This is a genomic window from Bacteriovorax sp. PP10 (assembly GCF_035013165.1).
Taxonomy (GTDB): domain Bacteria; phylum Bdellovibrionota; class Bacteriovoracia; order Bacteriovoracales; family Bacteriovoracaceae; genus Bacteriovorax; species Bacteriovorax antarcticus.
In genome coordinates this window covers 565,323-579,838 of sequence record NZ_JAYGJQ010000002.1, presented here as the reverse complement: position 1 = coordinate 579,838, position 14,516 = coordinate 565,323, and the positions used below count along the sequence as shown (strand labels likewise).

Here is a 14,516-nt window from a genome sequence, read left to right as displayed (position 1 = left end):
CCTAAAGCGCCTTGATAATATCCAACCCAAAATTCTTCTTATGCGCAAAACTCACTTCAACCAACAACCCCGGACAAGTAATATTGATCTCCGACACATGGTTCCCCATAATATCAAAAGCAACCCAGTCCACACCTTCGGCCATCAGCTCAGCACAAATATCATCACACTCTTTCTTCATCGCTGGAGTTAACTCAATCGCATGAAAGGCCGCCCCTTGAGCAATATTCGCCAGGAACTCCCCTTTCTTCGGAACTTTTAAAATCGATCCCAGCTCTTTTCCTTTAAAATAAAGCGATCTAATCTCACCATTCACAACATCAGCACAAAACGGCTGCGCTACGATAGCTCCATTATTCTCTTTTACTTTTTCTTCAAATCTAAAAGCTAAATTAGCATCATTGATCGAAACTTTCTCAACTCCAAAACCTTGATACATATCCAGCGGTTTTAGAATAAGTTCCTGATGATCCTTCTTCATGATCTCCACAAACTGCATGAATCCGTCCACGCTGCTTCCAACGTAAGATTCAAGTGAAGATTTCTGAGTATAAGCGTGAAGTTTTTCGTTAAATCGTAAAATCCCATCTGGTGAGTTCACAACTTTAATCCCTTGAAGCGTGTAATAACGAAGCATCCAAAGGTAACGAAGGTATCTAGTATCGAAAGGAGGATCAATCCTCATGTGAATCATATCATTTTTGTGTAGTTCTAAACTCACCGACTCTTTTAGCTCGAATGACTTTAAATAAGCGCCATCTTCATAGAAGTGCGACTCAAAATTATAAAGCTTCAGGATGCTCTTTGCTTTATTTGAAACATAAAAGTCTTTTTCAAAAAGAAGATAAACTTCAATTCCCTGCTCTTTCATTGTCGTAGCAAGCATTAGAGTACTGTCTTTTTTTGGATTTAGTTTTTCAATGGGATCGATAAAGAGAATGTGTTTCATGAGATTGACCTATTTAAAGAGGAACACCTCGAAGTCTTTTTCCTCATCTTGCTCGAGGAAATCATCGTACTTCTTAGCAATCCAATTATAGTAGCCTTTTAAATCAAGCCCAAGCTTTTTTTGAAGACTTGCCAGGTCATTAGACTTCTTCTCATAGGTTAAAAAGGCAGCGAAACTTGCGTTATTCCATTTACGTTCAAGAGGGAAACAATCTTTAGGCTGTATATCCAGTGCTTGGCACTTTTTCATAACCTCAACTTTAAATCTGTCTTCTAGAAACTCATTTAAAATAGCATCTGATTCTTCTTTGGTTTTTGGCAGAAGGCTCTTATATAGATTCTGTAATTCGCTAGCTAAATGAACCACTAAAGTTTTGATCTGTTTATTGTCCGCATCTTTTTTCTGCTCAAACTTCATATACTCTGTTTGATTAATAGAAATGTAATACTGCTCCAGCATGTGCTCTGAAAAATACATTGCTAAGTTTTCATTTAGATCGACCTGATTCTTCACAAAAAAGATCGTATGGAAGAGTTCATGAAAAATAAGCTCTGATAATTCGTAATCATCATATTCAAAAAACGAAGAAAGAATGGTGTCAGTAAAATAGCCTAATGTTGAATAAGCATAAACCGGGCGAATCCAGGTCACCATATCTTCAACTTCTTGCTCTTTAGCAAATTGTTTGGCCGAATTTAAATTAAAAAATCCTAAATAAGGAAAACATCCCATGAGTGGAAAGCAATTATCCATTGCTTTAATTTCTTGATGAGGCGAAACAATGACAAGATAGGTAACGGCCCTCTGCTTGAGCATTGTTGTCTGAGAATAAATCCTGGTTTCTTTCTTTTCCCAGTATCTATAGAAGTATTTTTTGAGTTCTTCGATCTTTTTGATTTTTTCTTTCTGAGTTTTTGACACTCGGACGTTTTTTAGGACATCTTTATTATCTTTTCCGGTCGAAAGCAGCGCCATCTGCCCCATTCCCTGCTCGTAGAGATAATTAAATTTAGCGCAACTCACCCCAAAGGTCAGAAGTAGAGTCACAAGAATAGTAAGTTTTAATACTTTTTTTAAAATACCCATGAAAAGCCGAATGCATATTTAACGTTATCGCGCGCTTTATCCATTTCGAAGGCCGGAAATAATGTCTTAACAGATCCTTTTAAAGATAATCTCTCAGTCATTCTTAATTGGAGTGAAAAAGTTCCGAATACTGAATCGATTCTTTGCTTCTTAGTACCATTATTGATCTTCAAGCGAGCTTTGGAAACTGTATCTTCAACTGTAACATCTGATTCATAGTCTAAAAATTGCTTTGCATACCCCACCGAGATACCAGGAATAAGTCTGGCCGTTCTTGGAGCAAACATTTGCTTAAGCCCGATTCCATAAACAGAGGAACGAACACGGTTTTGCTGGCCGACTAAATCAATTCCGGTCGCCACAGTATAACGTTCATTTTCTGAAGTAGTATCCTGAGTGCGTGAAGCACTTAAGTCGATAGCGGTGTAATCGAAAATATAAGTTGAAAGAACACCTGAATAACTTCTGGTCACAGTATTATTTTGCCTCGAAGTCCCATATACCGTGCGGTCGTACCCAAAGTCGAAAGCGACTTCGTTCACGATAGCAAAACTTGAAATTGGAAATATGGCGAGCATGACGAATAATAGATTTTTCATAGGATCCCCTTCAGGATCTATTCTATCAATTTGTAAGTCTTATTATTGAGAGGGGGAAGATTTTCCCCCTCGAAGGTACTTGCTAACTGAACTCTTAAAACGAAATTTATTGCTTTACTTGAACTTAAACTAATAAAAATGCTCCACTGGAGCATTTTTTCAGTTAGCTATTGAAGTAAAGATTGAGATAACGAAGGAGCTGTCTTTCCAAGATCTTTCACCAGCTCACCTTGGCAAGAAAGTGCAGTTGCCGACGTGATTTTAACGTCAACCCAATGCCATTTGTAATCTTGTTCGATGGTTTCAGGAACAAAGTGGACGATTCTGTTACAGTTTGTACGCCCTTTCCATTTTTTTGTACCACCCATGTGGCCATCAGAATCCACAAGCATGCGATAAGTTTTTCCGATCATCGTCTGGTGAATTTTATTTTGGATATCTAATTGGTGGGCCTGAATCTGGCGAAGTCTCGCTCCTTTTACATCAACCGGAAGTAGATCTTCCATTTTATCGGCGCGAGTTTTAGCTCTTGGCGAATAAGTGTATGAGTAAATGAAGTCGAATTGAGCTTTTGATAGAAGATCCAAAGTATCCTGGTGCTCTTCTTCCGTCTCGTTTACGAAACCAGCAATAATATCTGTCGATAAAACGATCTCTGGTTGAGCTGCTCTTAGTTTTTCAAGAAGTCCAAGGTAGTGCTCTGGTGTATATTCACGGTGCATTCTTTCTAGAACCGTTGCCGATCCTGACTGAACTGGAAGGTGAAGGTGTTTTGACAATTTTTTAGACGTTCCGTGAACCGCGATCAGTTCATCAGAGACATCGTATGGATGAGAAGTCGTGTAACGGATCAGTTCAAGGCCGTCGATCTTGTCCAGCTCAGTAATAAGCATGGCAAGAGTCTCTCCATTTTCTTTTCCGTATGAGTTTACGTTCTGACCTAAAAGAGTGACCTCTTGAATGCCTTGGTACTTAACCAGCTTTCTAACGTCCTCTACTACTTCGGCCATTAGACGGCTTCTTTCTTTTCCGCGTGTGTATGGGACAATACAGTACGTACAATACTTATTACAGCCTTTAATGATGTTTACGAATGCTTGTGGAGAGTCGGCAGAGACTTTCGTTTCGATCGAAAAGTTTTCTGAGCGATCCCATGAATTGATCGTGAACTTTGAGTCCCCGGCATAAACACGGAAGACCATATCGTTGATCGTATCGATAACGTCAGTTCCAAAAGCAAAGTCCAGATGCTGATATTTTTTTACCAGTTCTTTTCCTTCCGTTTGGGCCACACATCCGCCGATTCCGACAACCAGGCCATTCTTTTTCTTCTTTGCGTGCTTAATCTCACCTAATTGTGAGTAGAACTTATTATTAGAAAGGTCGCGAACCGCACATGTATTGAATAAAACCATGTCCGCTTCGTCTAGTTCTTCCGTTTTAGTGAAGTTTAAATCTTTAAGATGGGCAGCGATGCGATCTGAATCGTGATAATTCATCTGGCATCCGAAAGTTTTCATCCAAACTTTGCGTGGAGGGAAAGTTAAGTCCCCCATTGTGACCATTTTTTCGCCAGTAACTGGATCGATAGTGATAATTTCGCGAGGACCTTCGCCTCTAGTACCTAGACCTGATGCTGTTGCCATAAGTTTACCCTGTTAAAAAGCCTTATTGCTCGAATTGATAATGATTTGAGCGGCGAAAATAACAGTAATGGTGTTGGAAGTAAATGAAATGGATTAGTGAATGATGATTTAAGTGATTGTTTTGATTCTGATTTAGATAAGTTAGGTCGCTTAAAACAAAAAAGGGACCCGAAGGTCCCTTTTTTAACTTTGATTACTTAATTAATTAAGCTTTCTTAGCAGCAGCTTTCTTAGCTACTTTTTTTGTAGCTTTTTTAGCAACTTTTTTAGTCGCTTTCTTTGCTACTTTTTTTGTAGCTTTTTTAGCTACTGCTTTCTTCGTAGCTTTCTTTGCTACTTTCTTTGCTACTTTCTTAGTTGCAGCTTTCTTTGTTGCTTTCTTAACAGCCATAAAACCCTCCAGAAGTTTTTTATTCTTTCAATTAGAATAAACATTTTTTTATTTTCGTGCAAACAAAAAAGAACATGTATGTTTTATTTTTCGTATTTTTTTTTTATAACTTTAACTTTTTTTTTAAAGTTTAAGACTTTTAAAATGTCTTCAGGCCTTCTAAAAAGTCTTTTTAAACTTTTTCATGCACTTTTTTTATCTCACCGATAATCGATGAAATGCTTTATTCATCGATGTTTCAGCGATTTTCCACAATGGGCATAACTTTTGAAACAAAACAAAGACAGGCCCTAAAGGCCTGTCTGAAAAAAATAATTTTGGGGTAAAAAAAATCCGGAGGGGCATAAAAATAATTTCGGGACCGGGTCCAAATTGGGCAAAAATTAACCTAATCGATGAAGTTAAAGACGATTTTTTGGTCTTTTTCATCAACTGTGACTTCAACTTTTCCACCTTTTTCTAATTTTCCGAAAAGAATTTCATGAGAAAGTGGCTTCTTGATCTCATGATCGATGATTCTCGACAGAGGTCTTGCGCCCATTTGTGGATCGAAACCAACTTTTGCAAGATGTGCACGCGCTTCAGGTGTCACAATTAGCTCAACATTCTTTTCTGAAAGCTTCGTTTCAAGTTGGATGAGGAATTTATCGACAATTTTTAGCACTTGAGTGTCACTTAATTTGTCAAAGTGAACGATCGCATCCAATCTGTTTCGAAATTCTGGTGTGAAAAAGCTTTTAATCGCTGAATCGCGTTTGAATGATTGATTGCCAAGAGCTTTTCCTAGTCCAATTGAACCAGACTCCATCTCTTTTGCACCAGCATTCGATGTCATGATGAGAACTACGTTTCTAAAGTCAGTCGCACGGCCATGAGAGTCCGTTAAAGTTCCATGATCCATGATCTGTAAAAGAATATTGAAGATATCCGGGTGTGCTTTTTCAATTTCGTCTAAAAGTAAGACAGCATGCGGATGTTTTTTCATGACATCTGTCAGTTGTCCGCCACTATCGTGCCCAACATAACCTGGAGGAGCTCCAATTAGTTTGGCCACGGAATGTTTTTCCATATACTCCGACATATCGAAGCGCTCTAAATGAATTCCAAGTTCGCGCGCCAACTGTTTTGCGAGTTCGGTTTTCCCAACTCCAGTAGGTCCCGTGAAAAGGAATGAGCCCATCGGTTTTGTATCACTACCCAAACCAGAACGAGATAATAAAATAGCGTCCGCTACTTTATCTACCGCATGGTCTTGTCCGAAGATCATAAGTTTCAGGTTGCTCTTTAAGCTTCTTAATTTATCGCGCTCATCTGTAGCTACCGACATCTTAGGAATTTTTGCCATCATCGCAATAACTGTCTCAACATCTTTCTTCGTAATGTTTGAATGTCTTTTTGCTTCCGGGAGGATTCTAATCATTGCTCCGACTTCGTCAATAACATCGATAGATTTATCTGGATTTTTTCTATCGCTGATATGTTTAGTAGCGAGATCGACGATTAACTTCACAATAGCGTTAGAGTATTTAACATTATGGTGCTCTTCGAATTTAGATCTTAGACCTAGAAGAATTTTTAATGTGTCATCCGGACTTGGTTCAAGTACATCTACTTTTTGCAGACGACGATTGAAGGCCGCATCTTTTTCAATAAACTTTCTATATTCTTCGTAAGTCGTACTTCCGATACAGCGAAGTTCTCCTGAACTTAATGCAGGCTTCAATAGATTAGATGCATCCATTGATCCGCCGCTAGTTGCACCAGCGCCCATGATCGTATGAATTTCATCTATAAAGAGGATGGCCTCATTTTTTCCTTCTTCATTATATGCTTTTAATTCCTTCATCACGTTTTTTAGTCTTTGCTCAAAATCCCCGCGGTATTTTGTGCCGGCAAGAAGGCTTGCTAAATCTAAACTAAAAACAATCGCGTTTTTTAAAATCTCTGGAACTTCACCTTGAACAATTCTGTAAGCAAGTCCTTCAGCGATTGCAGTCTTTCCTACTCCGGCCTCACCGACCAGTAGCGGATTATTTTTTCTTCTTCTGCTTAGGATTTGAGTGACGCGTTCGATCTCAGACTCTCGTCCTACAATCGGATCAATTTTACCGCGTACTACTTCTTCGTTTAAGTTCGTGCAGTAATCTTCTAAAGCACTAACCTTTTTCTCCGGCATCTCGCCGAACTCATTTCTGATGGCGTCGTTAATTCCGCCTGTTGTTTCAGAGTTCACCGGACGATCAATTCCATGAGCGATCAGTTTGACCACATCAAACTTTTCAACGTTGTGAGCTTCCAGAAGGTAGCTAACAAAACTTTCAGATTCACTGAAAAAAGCGACTAACAGGTTTACACCGTAAATATCTTTTTTTCCTGACGACTGCACATGGATGGCAGCACGCTGAATGACTCGTTGAAGTCCCAGGGAAATTTCCGGTTGGTAATTGATGCCGTTTTCACGGGCCAGTTCACGAAGCTCTGCATCGGCAAACTGCTTGCGCGAAAGCTCCTCAATCGTTTCATCCGACAGGATGCTGAAGTTAGTTTCGTCCATGATAAAAGTGTCGAGTTCTTTTTCCATCGCACTTAAATCAGCTTGGCAGCTCTCTAGAATATTTCGAACTTCCTGGTCTTCCAGAATCGCCTTGAACATGATTTCCAGAGTCAGGTATTCATGCCTTAAAATATTCGCTTTAATCACTGCTGAGTTGATAATGATTTCGAGTCTCAAATTGCTTGCTCTAATTGACATAATTTTTTTCCTATTCAGGTTCGTATGTGCAAAGAAGCGGATGCGAATTCTCACGCGCCATATGTTCTACTTTTTTCGCCTTACTCTCTGCGATCTCATGTGTATAAACTCCACAGACCCCAATCCCGTTTCTGTGAACGTCGATCATAATTCTTTCGGCTTCATTTAATGGTTTGTGAAAGACAGCTTGAAGAACATAAATAACAAATTCCATCGTCGTGTAGTCGTCGTTGTGAAGTAGTACTTTATATTTTTTTGGAAGCTGTACTTTCTTTTTAGTAATGGTGGCGGTTCCACCCTCTTCTTCATGTTGGTGATTTTTTTCTGTCATGCTTAATTATCGCTCTAATTTAGTTAAAGAGGCAAGATTTCTGTGCGAGTTGTGAGAGGTAATCATCAGGTACGATGACACCGGGTTTTAGTGAACACATCAGGTTGGTATTTTCTTTGGAAATTTCGTAGTAGACCAAGTCTTTATTTTGATTATCAAAAAACTCTGTATAACAATCAGGGAAACCTAAAACATGACCAAACTCGTGGGCCAATACCTTTTTTTGAGTCTCAAAATCAACGATACTACTTAAGAAAACTTTGCGGTTATTATTGTCAGGCACGTAAGACACACCAGTGGTGCTAGGTAATATTTCTACCACGTCGCTTCCCGGGTGATCTACGATATCAATCGCCAGACGGAAGTTTCCACGCGACCATGTATCGCTCACAAATCTGGTTAAAACGCTTATTGAATAAACGTCTAAGTGTTGACTGTAAACTTTAAGAGTCATTGTGGTGACATCTTCATTATTTTGACACTGAAATTTTAAATGAGAGTCGCGTAAAGAAAACAATCTGTCATAGCGCTCAGTTTGAAACTTTTTTTGGTAAAGCGAAACCAAGGCAGGAATCGTTCTATTTTGTTTTTTGATAATATACTGGGCCTGGCAATTCACATCACTGGAGTCAAAAGCTTTGCAAAGCTTGATGACTTTCTCTTCCACAAATTTGGATTCAGCGGGCGTTAAATTTACAATCGTTTCACTTGAGCAAAGTCCGTCGCCATTTTTCTCTATGCAAAAATCCGACATTTCCAAGTAAGGTCTTACGTCTTGAAACTTCTTTTTAGTCATGAGTGGAAATGAGCACTTCTGCCCTTCAAATCTCATGGCATTTTGATAGAGATAAAAAAGATCTTCGGCCGTATTCCCTAAATTTTCAGCTGTCGCAAGGGTGATGCTGGCCTTGATATCTATGAGCTTTTTTTCCATATCATCAAGGTTGATAATAAGTGGCGTTTTATAATCATAAAGACGCACTGGCATATTATAAAAAATAAAAGCGTTAGTCTTCTGGAGTTCATTATAAGTGTTGGCGATTTCAACTGACACCGGCTCAGGTTCAGAGTGATCCCCAACGCACTTTTGTTCAATTAATAGATAACTGATTTCGGCCTCTGAATAAGCAGAGCTGCGTTTATTAATCTTTTGACCGCATGAGACCATGACAATCATAAGTGTAATCAATGTAAGGCGAAGCCCATAAACCATTAAGTGTCTCTTTTTTAGACGGCCGACTAACTGTCAAAACAATGCGCTCCCTATTACCTAGATCTTAGGAGTTAAAACGTTGTTTCCCCCTTATAAGTACAAGCTTTATGCCATGATTATTTTGTCAAAATTAAGGGTTTTATGTATCGTTTGTTTATGAAAAAAATCACCTTTATACTTGCTCTATTTATCACTTTTTCTCCCGCTATTAAGGCACAAAACCTTATCCCCTTTACTGTTTTTCATAGCAATGACCTGCACTCTCATCTTGATGGAGTCAAAGTTCCTTCTGGTGAAAGCTTTGAAAAACGCGGTGGATTTGCCAGGTTAACCACAGCTATTTCTGAAATCAGAAAACAGAAAAAAGATGAGATTGTGATCGGTGTTGATGCCGGGGATTTTTTCTCTGGAACGATTTTTTCTGCCATCGCTTTATCCAAGGAAAAAGATTTCCCGGAGTATCAGTTTTTCGTAGAGAATAAGTACGATCTTCTGACTTTAGGAAATCATGAATTTGATCCTATGAATGACGGGCTGGAACTCATCCTAAAAAAGGCCAGTGAAAATCCAAATCAAATTCCACTTATTGCCAGTAACCTCTATGTAAACCACGATTCTCCACTCCGAAAATACATAGGAGAGAATGCACTTATTCGCCCTTATATGATCAAAGATTTTAAGAGTCCAAAAGGTTCAATAAAAGTAGGATTTTTAGGAGTGCTGGGGCCCGATGGATGTCTGGTTAGTAGATCAACCAGAGGTGACGTGCATTTTATCGGTTTTGACGATCAAAAATCTAAAGAACACTTAGGCGATTTAGCAGATCATTTAAACAAAACCATCTACGATATGCGCTCGCGTTTTAAAGTTGATGTCGTGATTCTCTCTATGCACGGTGGTGGAAAAGAAGCTTACGATTTAGCTGGGAAACTTAAAGGATTAGATATTTTAGTTGCCGGCCATACTCACAAACAGGAGTTCGCCATCGCTCACGGAGTTGTAGTTAATCAGACCGGATCTTACGGGGAGAATTTGGGGTTTTTAGAGTTCAATTTTGATACAAAATCTAGAAAGATTACGATGAAAGATCCCGAGGCCAATCACGTGATTACTATCACTGATAAAATCGCTGAAAATATGAGCTGGAAAAAACGTATTGATAGCTGGAGAACGAAGTCTTTTCTTTTAATGGATGAAAAAACAAGTCCAACTGAAGTCGTATTCACACCTAAAAAAAGTTATATCAGATCAAGTGTTATTCCCAATCCGATGGGAGAGTTGATCACTTCGTCTATCTTTGATGAACTTAATTCAACCATCCCTGCAACAGAAGATAAGATCGATGTTTATCTAACTTCAATGGGTCTTGTGCGCACTTCCTTTTATAAAAATACTCCTTATACCAGAGCAGAGATTTTTGAAGCTGTGGCCATAGGTTATGACAAAACCAAACACCCTGGAATCGAAGTTGTCTCGTTTTATCTCTCACCGAAAGAAGTGAAAACTGTGCTTGGTTTTATGGAGATCTACCGCTTCATTTCAACCTCATTTTCCCCTGCTATTGCACCTAATTTAAGCTTTAAAATTAGAAAGTGGGGAATCCCATTCATCAATAGAATTTACGATCTAAAGCTCGGGGGCATTCCTCTATCAGACGTGAATCGTCCGATCAAAATTGCGACAAATAGATATGTGGTGGATAACATCGAAACAGTGAAAAAAATCACTCACGGATGGATAGATTTGAGCCCTAAAACAAAAGCGGGTGAACCAGTGGTGTTGTACCCGGTTCACCCGAAAGAATATCAATTATTGATTGAACACTTTAAGAAAAATCCTAATAAGTATTAAGCTACATCCTCATCATCAGCGTGGTCCTGCCATGCTGAATCGGGATCTAGGATAATCATATCCGGATTCTCTCTGTGAAGTTTATTAAATTTATCTTTTTTCTTGAAAGCTTGTTTTTCAATTTTTTCCACGGCCATATCGATGGTGTGGTACATGTTCTCCGAGACTGCTTTTGCGTGGTATTCGCAATGAGGAGCATGATAGTAAATTTCAGCAAAGTGCTGACCATTTTTTACATAACAAGACCACTTGATCGTTCCTTTATCTTTAAAGAACTTTTCTAATTTCATCGAAGCTTCCTGAACTTTTTCATCAAGTGCAGCTGTGTGTTCTAGGTGTAAAAAAGATGTCGTAATTTTCATAATGCCCTTCTTTTCGTTTGTCTTTGCCCCGCAAAGACGTAGGTTCGTAAATAGATAACTAGTTCTTTTCTTTTCGCTTCGATGAAGGTGCAACACCTAACATCTCACGATACTTCGTCACTGTTCTTCTTGCTACTGTCAGGTTCTCTCTCGCCAAAATCTCCACAACCTTTTGGTCTGAGAGTGGCTTCGTTGGATTTTCTCCGTCGAAGATCGCCTTAATTTTTAACTTTAAAACCTCGCTCGCAATGTCTACTCCACCGTCTTTACCTCCAATCCCGGTGTTAAAAAAGTACTTTAATTCAAACGTCCCCAATGGGGTGTGCATATACTTATTTGTTGTGACTCTCGATACAGTCGATTCGTGCATTCCAATTTCATTGGCAACATCTTTTAAAACCATTGGCTTTAAATGTTTTGGGCCTTTCTTGAAAAATTCCTGCTGTTTTGCCACGATCGCTTTCGAAACCTTTTCAATAGTTTTTTGTCTGTTTTGAATAGACTTAATCAACCATTCGGCAGCACGGAGTTTATCTTTAACGAACTCTGAAGCTTCGTCTGTTTTATGTCCGGCACCTTTTTTAATCATTTCCTGGTAAAGCTTTGAAATCTTAAGTCTTGGAATCCCTTCGTCGTTTACTTGAACAACGAACTCTCCACCAGCTTCAACAACATAGATATCCGGAAGGATATAATGAGTGTCTGGAGTGGCTACTAAACGCCCTGGTTTCGGGTGAAAGTTTTGCAATAATAATGAAGTTTGCTTAACCTGATCAATGGATACTGAAAGTGCTTTTGAAATTTTATCAAAGTTTTTACTCTGTAAATCTTCAAGGTGATCGCGGATTAATTTTTCTAATAATGGTGATCTCTCTTCAGCAATTCTCGCTTGAGCAAGAAGACATTCTTGAAGATTACTTGCACCACAACCAACTGGATCTAGTCTTTGAACGATTTCTAAAATATCGAAAGCTTCATCGCGGTCAATTCCACTTTCAGCAATCAATTCTTCAAAATTGACGTCCAGGTATCCGTCGTCGTTAATGTTACCAATAATTAATTGAGCGAGTTTCCACTGATCATCACTCAGTGTTTCCATCTTTAACTGCCACTCTAGATGTTCAGCTAAAGTCATTCCTTTCGAAACAATATTTTCGTAGCTCGGCATTTCGTCAGAGTCGCCACCGGCCATATTTGGTGATGTAGATGAATTTGAATTAAATGAATCGGCGTATGAATCCCAGTCGAAATCATCTTTGTCTTTCATTAAAGGCGCTTCTGAAAAATCATCAGAAGTAGCTTCTCTAACTTCACCATCATTTTCAGTTGGTGAATCAACATCGGTGTCCACGCCTGCTTCTTCAAGCATCGGATTTTCTACCATTTCTTCAGCAATCACATTGGTCATTTCCAAATGTGTCAGCGTCAGGAGTTTGATGGCCTGTTGCAGTTGCGGTGTCATCGCAAGATTCTGAGACTGTTTTAGGCCTTGAGAAATTTTGATGGCCATAAATATACTTTTCGAATTACATCCTGAATTCTTCTCCTAAATAGAACTTCCTTGCTCTTTCGTCGTTAATTAATTCGTTTGGTGTACCACTTACTAATAATTCACCACTATTCATAATATAAGCTCGGTCGACAATTCCTAATGTCTCGCGAACGTTATGATCTGTGATTAAAACTCCAATATTCCTTTTTTTCAACCCCTGAATCAGTTGTTGAATATCTGCAACTGCAAGAGGGTCAACTCCTGCAAATGGCTCATCAAGAAGAACGAACTTTGGTTCAAGAGCTAGACATCTCGCGATCTCAACTCTTCTTCTCTCACCACCCGAAAGTGCAGAACCTTTCGAGTTTCTCACGTGATTCAATTTAAAATCTTGAATCAGTGATTCCATTACATCTTTTCTTTCACGTCTGGACATCGATCTATTTTCCAGCACGGCCATAATATTTTCTTCAATCGATAAATCACGAAACACCGAAGCTTCCTGTGGAAGATAACCGATTCCATTTAATGCGCGGATATGGATGGGTTCTTTCGTCACATCTTTATCGCTCATTTGAATTCGACCTTCGTCTGCCTTCACTAAACCTACCATCATATAAAACGTTGTGGTTTTACCCGCTCCGTTTGGACCTAACAGCCCTACAATTTCACCTTGAGAGACATCCAGACTTACGCCTTTAACAACTGTCCTTCCGCCGTAAGTTTTCTTTAAATCAAAGCCTTCAAGTTTCAATGCATCCATTTATTATATCCATTCCATGATCTATTGATTCTGATCTTTATCACGTTCCAGTGTGATGTTTGTATTTGCATCGTCAACTTCCACCGTCTCTATGTTCTCACGAATCGTAATTCGGTTTCCTTTGATGACGTCTTTTTCCTGAAATACTTTTGGTAAACCTGTGAGAATGATTTTCTTCTCACTGATGAGACCTTCAAGTTTCTCAGCAAAGGCCTTTCTCACCATAGGCTTTCCACCCACAAGAAGACTCTCCTGTAATCTCACATCGTCAGAAAGTGAGTAATACTTGAGTCTTTTATTATAGTTCTCAAGAAATACAGTCCCTTGATTCGAAGAAGCGTCTAAGTTCCCTTTTTTAAAGGTCACATTCCCCTTCATCTCCACTTCACTTTTTAGCCCTTCTAAGGTCATCATGTCGGTTGTGAAGCTGACACTCTCTTCGTATTGGCGCTTTCTTTGAATAGTCCCTTTCACGTTTCTTTGGTACTCAAAGAACTGCTCTTTAGGTCTGTATAAAGCAAAGTTTGAAGTGATCAAAATTTGGTCATTCGTTTTCGGATCAAAACTTTGCGTGCGAACATTTCCATCTGCCTCTAGGTGACGACCACTATTAAAGATGGTGACCTTATCAGATTTTAAATTTGAGTTAGCAACTTTGATTTCTACATCTTGCTGCAAATAAAGTTCTTTGTTCTGAGTGAAAACTCGGGAGTTTTTCGAAGTAAAATAAATTGGATCTTCTTCAACACCCGCTTCATCTCTTCTATAAATTACACCATCTGGATTGAAGCCGACAACTTCTGTATTTTGTTTTGAGAGAGTGAGCTCGGTTGATTCAAGACGAAGAAATGGTTTTCCTTGATCGACTAAGTAATAATCGACGGCCTTAAAATAACTTTCATCCATCTCATCGTGTTTTTCAATAGCAGCGGCATTAGCTGCTGAATTACTATCGCCATCAAAATTCCCCATATAAGAGTAGATTGATAACCCAACAGTAATAATAACGAAAAAAATTATGATAGTGTATTGGCGACTCTTCAAACCTATCTCCTACTCTCTATCTTATCGCAATCTAAGC

General features: G+C 38.9%; 13 protein-coding genes. 1 reads left to right on the top strand and 12 read right to left on the bottom strand.

Annotated elements, in window-relative coordinates; genetic code table 11:
- Nucleotide 1: 1 nt before the first annotated feature.
- The 8 genes from SHI21_RS12745 to SHI21_RS12710 form a co-directional block, all read right to left on the bottom strand.
- On the bottom strand, nucleotides 2-949 hold the full coding sequence (locus SHI21_RS12745; protein ID WP_323576977.1) for an ATP-grasp domain-containing protein: 948 nt from the start codon (nucleotides 947-949) through the stop codon (nucleotides 2-4).
- 9 nt (nucleotides 950-958) lie between these two features.
- A complete protein-coding gene (locus tag SHI21_RS12740) occupies nucleotides 959-2,035 on the bottom strand; it encodes an aminopeptidase (RefSeq protein ID WP_323576976.1) in 1,077 nt (358 codons plus the stop codon).
- Nucleotides 2,023-2,634, bottom strand: a complete 612-nt coding sequence (locus SHI21_RS12735; RefSeq protein WP_323576975.1) for a hypothetical protein — start codon at nucleotides 2,632-2,634, stop codon at nucleotides 2,023-2,025. The genes SHI21_RS12740 and SHI21_RS12735 overlap by 13 nt, the downstream gene beginning before the upstream one ends.
- Before the next feature lie 167 nt (nucleotides 2,635-2,801).
- Nucleotides 2,802-4,280, bottom strand: a complete 1,479-nt coding sequence (miaB, locus tag SHI21_RS12730; RefSeq protein ID WP_323576974.1) for a tRNA (N6-isopentenyl adenosine(37)-C2)-methylthiotransferase MiaB — start codon at nucleotides 4,278-4,280, stop codon at nucleotides 2,802-2,804.
- Between the two features lie 205 nt (nucleotides 4,281-4,485).
- Nucleotides 4,486-4,671: a hypothetical protein gene (locus SHI21_RS12725; RefSeq protein WP_323576973.1), complete on the bottom strand. Its 186-nt coding sequence runs from the start codon at nucleotides 4,669-4,671 to the stop codon at nucleotides 4,486-4,488.
- A 388-nt stretch (nucleotides 4,672-5,059) separates the two neighbouring features.
- Nucleotides 5,060-7,423 carry an ATP-dependent Clp protease ATP-binding subunit ClpA gene (clpA, locus tag SHI21_RS12720; protein WP_323576972.1) on the bottom strand — a complete coding sequence of 788 codons (2,364 nt, stop codon included), beginning with the start codon at nucleotides 7,421-7,423 and terminating at the stop codon, nucleotides 5,060-5,062.
- A 10-nt stretch (nucleotides 7,424-7,433) separates the two neighbouring features.
- A complete protein-coding gene (clpS, locus tag SHI21_RS12715; protein ID WP_323576971.1) occupies nucleotides 7,434-7,754 on the bottom strand; it encodes an ATP-dependent Clp protease adapter ClpS in 321 nt (106 codons plus the stop codon).
- A gap of 19 nt (nucleotides 7,755-7,773) precedes the next feature.
- Nucleotides 7,774-8,967, bottom strand: a complete 1,194-nt coding sequence (locus SHI21_RS12710; protein ID WP_323576970.1) for a hypothetical protein — start codon at nucleotides 8,965-8,967, stop codon at nucleotides 7,774-7,776.
- A 156-nt stretch (nucleotides 8,968-9,123) separates the two neighbouring features.
- On the opposite strand from SHI21_RS12710, the gene SHI21_RS12705 reads away from it, so the two are divergent.
- Nucleotides 9,124-10,818: a bifunctional metallophosphatase/5'-nucleotidase gene (locus tag SHI21_RS12705; RefSeq protein WP_323576969.1), complete on the top strand. Its 1,695-nt coding sequence runs from the start codon at nucleotides 9,124-9,126 to the stop codon at nucleotides 10,816-10,818.
- On the opposite strand, the gene hpf is transcribed toward SHI21_RS12705, so the two are convergent.
- Genes hpf through SHI21_RS12685 form a run of 4 tightly spaced genes read right to left on the bottom strand, consistent with a single transcriptional unit; the run spans nucleotide 10,815 to nucleotide 14,479 of the window.
- Nucleotides 10,815-11,180: a ribosome hibernation-promoting factor, HPF/YfiA family gene (gene hpf, locus SHI21_RS12700; protein ID WP_323576968.1), complete on the bottom strand. Its 366-nt coding sequence runs from the start codon at nucleotides 11,178-11,180 to the stop codon at nucleotides 10,815-10,817. The genes SHI21_RS12705 and hpf overlap by 4 nt on opposite strands.
- Before the next feature lie 58 nt (nucleotides 11,181-11,238).
- Entirely contained in the window at nucleotides 11,239-12,690 is a 1,452-nt protein-coding gene (gene rpoN / locus SHI21_RS12695; protein WP_323576967.1) for an RNA polymerase factor sigma-54, read from the bottom strand.
- Nucleotides 12,691-12,706: 16 nt separating this feature from the next.
- The gene (lptB, locus tag SHI21_RS12690) at nucleotides 12,707-13,426 is read right to left on the bottom strand and encodes an LPS export ABC transporter ATP-binding protein (protein ID WP_410198828.1); all 720 of its coding nucleotides are present in this window, start codon (nucleotides 13,424-13,426) and stop codon (nucleotides 12,707-12,709) included.
- A 30-nt stretch (nucleotides 13,427-13,456) separates the two neighbouring features.
- Nucleotides 13,457-14,479, bottom strand: a complete 1,023-nt coding sequence (locus tag SHI21_RS12685; protein WP_323576965.1) for an LptA/OstA family protein — start codon at nucleotides 14,477-14,479, stop codon at nucleotides 13,457-13,459.
- Between the last annotated feature and the right edge of the window lie 37 nt (nucleotides 14,480-14,516).